The organism is Proteiniclasticum sediminis, assembly GCF_018128025.1.
Taxonomy (GTDB): Bacteria; Bacillota; Clostridia; order Clostridiales; family Clostridiaceae; genus Proteiniclasticum; species Proteiniclasticum sediminis.
Map to the genome: position 1 here is coordinate 169,409 of NZ_JAGSCS010000001.1, position 7,833 is coordinate 177,241.

9 protein-coding genes and 1 other annotated feature are annotated in these 7,833 nt (G+C 52.1%); all 9 genes read left to right on the top strand.

Annotated elements, in window-relative coordinates; translation table 11 throughout:
* Positions 1-6 precede the first annotated feature (6 nt).
* Positions 7-699, top strand: a complete 693-nt coding sequence (locus KCG48_RS00775) for a response regulator transcription factor (RefSeq protein WP_211799380.1) — start codon at positions 7-9, stop codon at positions 697-699.
* Complete coding sequence (locus KCG48_RS00780; protein ID WP_230976929.1) at positions 686-2,176, top strand: HAMP domain-containing sensor histidine kinase; 1,491 nt, start codon at positions 686-688, stop codon at positions 2,174-2,176. Before KCG48_RS00775 ends, KCG48_RS00780 begins: the two co-directional genes overlap by 14 nt.
* A gap of 292 nt (positions 2,177-2,468) precedes the next feature.
* Entirely contained in the window at positions 2,469-2,987 is a 519-nt protein-coding gene (gene infC / locus KCG48_RS00785) for a translation initiation factor IF-3 (protein WP_211799381.1), read from the top strand.
* A gap of 21 nt (positions 2,988-3,008) precedes the next feature.
* Positions 3,009-3,206: a 50S ribosomal protein L35 gene (gene rpmI, locus KCG48_RS00790; RefSeq protein WP_211799382.1), complete on the top strand. Its 198-nt coding sequence runs from the start codon at positions 3,009-3,011 to the stop codon at positions 3,204-3,206.
* 24 nt (positions 3,207-3,230) lie between these two features.
* Positions 3,231-3,587, top strand: coding sequence for a 50S ribosomal protein L20 (gene rplT / locus KCG48_RS00795; protein ID WP_211799383.1), 357 nt, complete (start codon positions 3,231-3,233; stop codon positions 3,585-3,587).
* Positions 3,588-3,843: 256 nt separating this feature from the next.
* Positions 3,844-5,202 (top strand): TrkH family potassium uptake protein, encoded by a 1,359-nt coding sequence (locus KCG48_RS00800; protein ID WP_230976930.1) that lies wholly within the window; start codon positions 3,844-3,846, stop codon positions 5,200-5,202.
* A gap of 13 nt (positions 5,203-5,215) precedes the next feature.
* Entirely contained in the window at positions 5,216-5,881 is a 666-nt protein-coding gene (locus KCG48_RS00805) for a potassium channel family protein (RefSeq protein WP_211799384.1), read from the top strand.
* Entirely contained in the window at positions 5,874-6,701 is an 828-nt protein-coding gene (locus KCG48_RS00810; RefSeq protein ID WP_211799385.1) for a TrmH family RNA methyltransferase, read from the top strand. Before KCG48_RS00805 ends, KCG48_RS00810 begins: the two co-directional genes overlap by 8 nt.
* 17 nt (positions 6,702-6,718) lie before the next feature.
* Positions 6,719-6,945, top strand: a binding site (T-box leader).
* Positions 6,946-6,987: 42 nt separating this feature from the next.
* On the top strand, positions 6,988-7,833 hold an 846-nt coding region (gene pheS, locus KCG48_RS00815; protein ID WP_230976931.1), incomplete at its 3' end, for a phenylalanine--tRNA ligase subunit alpha.

A 7,833-nucleotide genomic window follows, 5' to 3' on the forward strand; every position in this document is an offset into this window, starting at 1 on the left:
CGCGCCATGACAAAACTCTTGATCGCCGACGATAATCTGCAAATCACGGAAATCCTGTCCGAATATGCCCGCAGCCAGGGGTATGAGGTGACGCTGGCCCACGATGGGGAAGAAGCCCTGGAGACTTTCCATCAAACGGCCTTCGATGCCATTCTTCTGGATGTCATGATGCCAAAGAAAGATGGTTTCGAGGTCTGCCGGGAAATTCGAAAAACCTCCAACGTGCCCATTATCATGGTTACCGCTCGAGGGGAGGATTTCGAACGGATCATGGGGCTGGATATCGGGGCGGATGACTATATTGTCAAACCCTTTTCGCCGGGGGAGGTCATGGCTCGGGTGCGGGCGGTGCTTCGACGCATGGAGAAGTCTGCTGATGCCAAGGCTAACCTTCTCCAGCTGGGCAATCTTTCCATCAACCTGGATGACTTTCAGGTTACCCTGGAGGGAAAGCTGCTGAACCTGACCAAGAAAGAAACGGAACTGCTCTGGACCATGGCCAAAAGCAAAAATAAGCTTTTTACCCGGGAAAACCTCCTGAACAGCCTTTGGGGCTATGATTACTTTGGCGATGCCCGTACGGTGGATTCCCACATCAAGCGGCTGCGGGCCAAGCTCGATGCTTTTCCCCATCCGGAGTGGGAGCTGAAGACCGTTTGGGGCATGGGCTACAAATTAGAGGTGCATGATGATGTATAAAATCACCCGTAAACTGATCTTCTTCATCACCAGCCTTCTTCTGGTGTTTTCCCTGATCATGGCCTTCCTCTTCAGCCTTCTCTTCACTCGACACACCATGGACTTCCATAAAAACGACATGGAGCGAAGAGTGGTCGCCATCGCGGAAAACTTTTCCCAGTTTATGGAGTCCGGCACCGTGACTCCCAGTATGGGCATGGGTATGGGGATGAAGGGAAGAATGGGGGGCTTTATGCCTTACCTCAATGTCATTGATGACATCGCCATGAGCGATGTCTGGATTGTCGATGAAAATGAGCAGCTGGTAATCCGAGGCCAGGGCATGAGCTTCAACTATAAAGATCTGCCGGATACCGCGGAAGAAGTGCTGCAAAAGGTCTTTCAGGGAGAGATCGCCTTCAGCGAGAGCTTCAGTGGTGTCCTGGGTGCCAGCACCCTCACTGTAGGGGCGCCGGTAAAGGACAGCACCGGAAAAATCATCGCTGCAGTGCTCCTCCATGCCCCCATCGAAGGGATGGAATCGGTCACCGCCAACGGACTGAACATTCTGGCCCTCAGTACGATCATTGCCCTGATCCTGGCCTTTGGTCTGGCGATCCTCTTCTCCCTGAAGTTTGTAAAGCCCCTCCAGAAAATGAACCAGACCGCCTCGGAGCTCATTGAAGGAAACTATCTGGCGAAAACCGGAGTGCAGCAAAAGGATGAGATCGGGGACCTGGCCACCACCTTGGATGTGCTGTCCCAGCGGCTTCAGGAAGCCTCCCTGGAGAGCGAAAAACTGGAGCAGTCCCGCCGGGACTTCATCTCCAACATCTCCCATGAACTTCGAACGCCGGTGACCGTTCTTCGCGGCTCCCTGGAAGCCCTAAACGACAAGGTCGTGTCCGATCCTGAGAAAGTAGCGGTATATCATCAGCAGATGCTGGCGGAAAGCATTTTCCTGCAGCGTTTGGTGGATGATCTTCTTAGCCTCACAAAGCTGCAAAACCCGGATTTTAAGATGGATATGCAGAAACTCAACTTTACGGAAGTCCTGCAGGACGTCACCCGAAGCATGCGAACTGTGGCGGAGAAAAAGCAGGTCCGGATTCAGCTGGAGAATCCTTTCGACACCTTGCCCATGACAGGCGACTATGGAAGACTTCGTCAAATGGTCATGATCGTGGTGGACAATGCGGTGAAGTTCTCGCCGGAGTCCGGAGAGGTCAAGCTTTTGGTGAACTGCACAAAAGGAACTTGTCAGCTGGATGTGACCGATGAAGGGAAGGGGATTGCGCCTGAACAAATGGCTCATCTCTTCGAGCGCTTCAACCGAAACTCCGATGAGTCCAACCGCTCCGGTACGGGACTTGGTTTGGCCATTGCCAATGAAATCGCGCATCGCCACGGGCTGTCTCTTTCGGCAAATAGTGAGCCTGGAAAAGCCACCACTTTCACTTTCCGGTTCAAGCTGGAGAAGTCCGGAATCTCCTTCTAGGGACTCCTCGTTTGGAAGGGACTTACCCTCCTGCACCAGGTGCAGGAGGAGCCCTTGTATTATCGCGGCTTTTCAGGTATGATGAACGGGTAGAAGCATACCTCGAAAAAAAGACGTTGACAGGTCTTCCCATTGTGGTATACTAATACAGTGCAAAAGCAGAAACGACCGTTTCTCACCTTACGACTCACGTTGTATGGTCACGATTCATGAGTTAGTGAATTGAGGACGGTTTACACCGTCCTTTTTTAGCGTCATCCGTGAAGCTGGAAAAGGCAACATTTTTACGGAGGTGAAAATTATCAAGCAAAACAATCCGATCAACTATGAAATAAGAGAAAAGGAAATCCGACTTATTTCAAGTGAAGGCGAACAGCTCGGCATTTTTTCGTCAAAGGACGCCCTGAAGATGGCTGAAGATCAGAATCTTGACCTGGTCATGATTTCTCCCACAGCTAAGCCCCCCGTGTGCCGAATTATGGATTACCATAAGTTCACATACGAGCAGTCCAAGAAAGAGAAGGAAGCCAAGAAGAACCAGAAAGTGATCACCCTGAAGGAGATCCGGTTCAGCCCGAACACAGAGGATCACGACATTTCCATCAAGGCCAACAAGGGAAGAGAATTCCTGGGCGATGGGGACAAGGTCAAAGTCACTGTGCGTTTCAGAGGCCGTGAGGCCGCCTATGCGCAGAACGGCTACAAGATTCTGGAAAAATTCGCAGCATTATTAGAGGATGTCGGCGTAATCGAGAAGCCCGCTAAAATGGAAGGCCGAAACATGATTATGATCCTGACTCCAAAGAAGTAACAACTTTAGGAGGAATTAACGATGCCAAAAATGAAGACCCACAAAGGCGCAGCAAAGAGATTCAGAAAGACCGGAAGCGGCAAGCTCAAGAGAGGCAAGGCCTACAGAAGCCATATCCTTACAAAGAAGTCTTCCAAGAGAAAGAGAAATCTGAGGAAGAATGGGTATGTTCATACAACTCAGGAAAAGGCAATGAGAAAACTGCTACCATACCTATAATATAAGGATACAGGAGGATATATAATGGCAAGAGTAAAAAGAGCCTTAAACGCTCGTAAGAATCATAAAAAAGTACTGAAGCTGGCAAAAGGATACTATGGTGGAAAGAGCAAGCTGTTCAAGACCGCTAATGAAACCGTCATCCGCGCTCAGAGAAATTCCTACATCGGAAGAAAGCTGAAGAAGAGAGACTTCAGAAGACTCTGGATCGCCAGAATCAACGCTGCTGCAAGACTGAATGGTCTCAGCTACTCCAAGTTCATGAACGGCCTGAAGCTGGCTGGTGTGGACATCAACCGCAAGATGCTTTCCGAGATCGCCATCCACGATCCCAAGGCTTTCACCGTTCTGGTGGAAACTGCCAAGGCAAAGCTCGCCTAATAAGCACAGATCCACCCCAAGGATTTCCTTGGGGTGGTTTTTTATGCCTTGCCATCCCGGGTTTCGGAGATGCTGGAATTGAGGTATAATGGGCATAACAGTCCGTAAAGAAATATTTTTTGCCCCCCTTGAACTTTATGGGCCAAGGAGTAGAATAGACAGTATCGCAAAGGCCCGGGACCTGTTTTAGATGGGTTTCCCCCAACGATTATTTCTTTATAATCTTTATCACATGAACTGAAATGAGGTGTATTCCTTGAGCAATCTGAGAATAAAGAAAAAGACGCTGAGCCCGTTCAAGATCCTGGCCATCGGCTTTGCCACGGTAATCTTCACCGGAGCCACGCTGCTCTCCCTTCCCATTTCTTCGGTGAGCGGGCAGTTTACAAGCTTCCTGGACACCATCTTCACCGCCACATCAGCGGTATGTGTTACGGGTCTGGTGGTACTGGACACGGGTCTTTACTGGTCTACCTTTGGCCAGCTGGTCATTATGATCCTCATCGAAATCGGAGGTCTGGGCTTCATGGCCATGTCCACCATCTTCGCCATTCTGGTGGGGAAGAAAATCACCCTGAAAGAGCGCCTGGTCATGCAGGAGGCCTACAATACCTTCAACCTGCAGGGAGTCATCAGTCATGTCCGGTACATGCTCCTCTTCACCTTCTCGGTCCAGGGTCTCGCCGCCATCATCCTCATGACGCAGTTCATCCCCATGTACGGCGTGGGGAAGGGGATCTACTTCGGAATCTTCCATGCGATCTCCGCCTTCTGTAATGCTGGCTTTGACCTTTTGGGGAACTTCACTTCCGTGACGGTGATCAACACCAATGTGGTGGTGCTCATGACCCTGGCCATGCTCATCAACATCGGCGGTCTGGGGTACATGGTCTGGCGGGAAATCTTCAGCGGCATTACCCACAAGAAAATGAAGAACGCCCTGTCCCTGCACAGCAAGGTGGTCATCACCATCTCCCTGATTCTGGTTTTTGGCGGCACCCTGGTCTTCCTCATCTTTGAGTGGAACAATCCCGCCACCATGCAGGGCATGAGCTTCCCCCACAAGCTGGTGAACTCTTTCTTCTCCTCCACGACCCCACGTACGGCTGGATTTAACAGCATCTCCAATTCCGAGATGTCTCCGGCAGGCAAACTGGTCACCATGGCCTTCATGTTCATTGGAGGCTCGCCCGGGTCCACGGCTGGTGGTGTGAAAACATCCACCCTGGGCATTCTCATCTTCACCCTGATCTCCGTTCTGCGGGGACGGGATGAAACAGAAGTCTTTGGCCGTCACCTGAGCCAGTCCACGGTGTACCGTGCTGTGGCGGTCTTCCTCATGGGGATCGTCATCGTCGTCCTCGGTGTTACGGTGCTCTCCATCAACGAAGTGGGCGCCACCTTTGAGCAAATCCTTTATGAAGTGCTCTCTGCCTTTGGCACCGTGGGCCTTACGCAAGGAATCACCCCTGGACTCACCGCCGTGAGCAAGATCACCTTGAGCACCATCATGTATTTAGGCAGAGTGGGCCCCTTAACCGTCATGCTCGCCCTGGCCGGCCAGAAGCAGAAAGTTAACATCAAATATCCTGAAGGAAAACTATTAATCGGGTAAGGAGTAACGAGATATGAAATCAAAGCAATTTGTGGTCATCGGACTGGGAAAATTTGGACAAAGCGTCGCAAAAACCCTCTTTCAGATGGGGTATGACGTGTTAGCGGTGGATGACGATGAAACCATCGTCCAGGAAATTTCCGACCAGGTCACCCATGCCGTGCAGATGGATGCCACCGACGAGTACGCCCTGCGCACCTTAGGCATCCGTAATTTTGACGTGGCTGTGGTCTCCATAGGATCCAACATCCAGTCTTCCATCATGGTCACCCTAAATCTGAAGGAAGCTGGCGTGAAAAAGGTCATTGCCAAAGGAAACAACGAGATGCACGCGAAGCTTCTCAGCAAGATCGGTGCCGACAAGGTCATCCAGCCGGAAATGGACATGGGGATCCGCGTAGCCCATAATCTGGTATCCTCCAGTATTCTGGACTTCATCGAGCTATCCCCGGATTACTCCATCATCGAAGTGGCGACTCCTCGGGAATGGGTGGGCAAAGACATTGCTGCCCTTGATGCCCGAGCCAAGTACGGTATCAACATCATGGCTATCAAGTCCCAGGACAACATCAACGTTTCTCCCCGGGCCACCGATGTCATTCAGGAGTCCGATGTCCTGGTAGTCATTGGCGCCACCTCCGATCTCTCCACCCTGGAAGCCCTCACCGCCAATGAGTAGGGTGCTGACCATCGACTCCAAATCCAATCCCCGAATCAAGGAGTACCGAAAGCTGAAAGACAAAAAGCACCGCCGGGAGCAGAATCTTTTCCTGGTGGAAGGCTTCCGGCTTCTGGAAGAAGCCTTCAAGGCCGGACTTTCTGTGGAGGCGGTCCTTTATGATCCGGATAAGGAAGGGGATTTCCAGCGCTATGTACAGCCCTATCTTCAGGAAGAAGAGGTCATCAAGACCTCCCGGGCAGTCCTTGCTGAACTGTCGGAAACCGTACATCCCCAGGGGATCATCGCCGTGGTGAAGCTTCCCCTGGCGAAGGAACTTCCCCACACCTTAACGCCGGAATCAGCGATGTATCTCTATCTGGACGGACTCCAGGATCCTGGAAACCTGGGCACCATCCTCCGCTCCGCCCACGCCGCCGGTGCCGCCGGGGTGCTCTTTGGGCCGGGAACGGTGGATCCCTTCGGGGATAAGGTGGTTCGCAGCGCCATGGGCAGCCTTTTCCACGTGCCACTTTACTTAAGCGGTTTGGATACCCTGGAAACTTTGGTTTCCCAAGGCTACGCCCTGGCCGTCACCAGCCTGGAGGCCAAAGAGGATCTTTTCCAGGCAGATCTCACCGGCAACCTCATCATGGTCATCGGCAATGAAGGGTCCGGAATCACGCCGGCCATGGCTAAGCGAGGGGATATCCTGCTGAAAATCCCCATGCCCGGGGGCGCAGAAAGCCTCAACGCCGCCGTGGCCGCGTCCATCATCCTCTTCGAACGGGTGAGGCAACTGGGCGCAAAGACTTGCACAAACCCGCCGAATCTTCTATAATATGGAAAGAACAAAATAACTATGCGTGGATAAAGAGAGTAACTCTCCCGGCATATCCCGGAAAGGGAAAGGAAGCCATGGACTGGAAGCTTCCTGCGGGATTAGGGAAAGTGAAGTTCACTTTGGAGCATCAGGGGTGAAACCAAGTAGTCCCTGACGGGTAAACCGATAACTTTAAACTGAGCGGGCAGCAGCGATTACTGCGGCCAAGCAGGGTGGTACCACGGAATTTTCCGTCCCTTTTTTGAGGGGCGGTTTTTTTATTTATCGAAATGAGGAGGAACCAATGAAAGCACAAATTGATGCCATCAAGAAAAGTTTCAACGACAAGCTCGGTACGCTGAAAAACAGTGAGGAACTGGAAAAACTGAGAATTGAATATCTGGGGAAGAAGGGGGAATTCACACAGGTTCTCCGGAGCATGGGAAACCTGTCTCCCGAAGAACGTCCCCTGGTGGGAAAACTGGTCAATGACGCCAAAGAAGAGCTGGAGGCGAAGATCCAGAGCCTGAAGGAAAGCCTTCGGGAAAAGCTCATCGAGGAAAAGCTGAAGAGCGAAGTCATCGACATCACCCTCCCCGGCGTAAAAACGCCCATCGGCGGCAAACATCCCTTGATGATCACCATGGAGAACATCGAGAACATCTTCCTGGAAATGGGCTTCACCATTGAAGAAGGCCCGGAAGTGGAACTGGACTACTATAACTTCGAAGCCCTCAATATTCCCAAGGACCATCCGGCCCGCAGCGAGCAGGATACCTTCTATATCGATGACCAGGTGGTTCTGCGCACCCAGACCTCGCCGGTGCAGATTCGCACCATCGAGAAACAGAAACCCCCGATCAAGATGATCTCCCCGGGAAAAGTCTACCGCTCCGACGATGTGGACGCCACCCATTCGCCCATCTTCTACCAGGTGGAGGGCCTCGTCATCGACAAGGGCATCACCTTTGCCGACCTGAAGGGCACTTTAGAGCTTTTCGTGAAAAAGCTCTACGGCGACAGCATCAGGACCAAGTTCCGTCCCCATCATTTCCCCTTCACGGAACCTTCGGCAGAAATGGACGGCACCTGCTTCGTCTGCCAGGGCGAAGGCTGCAAAGTCTGTAAAGGGGAGGGCTGGATCGAGCTC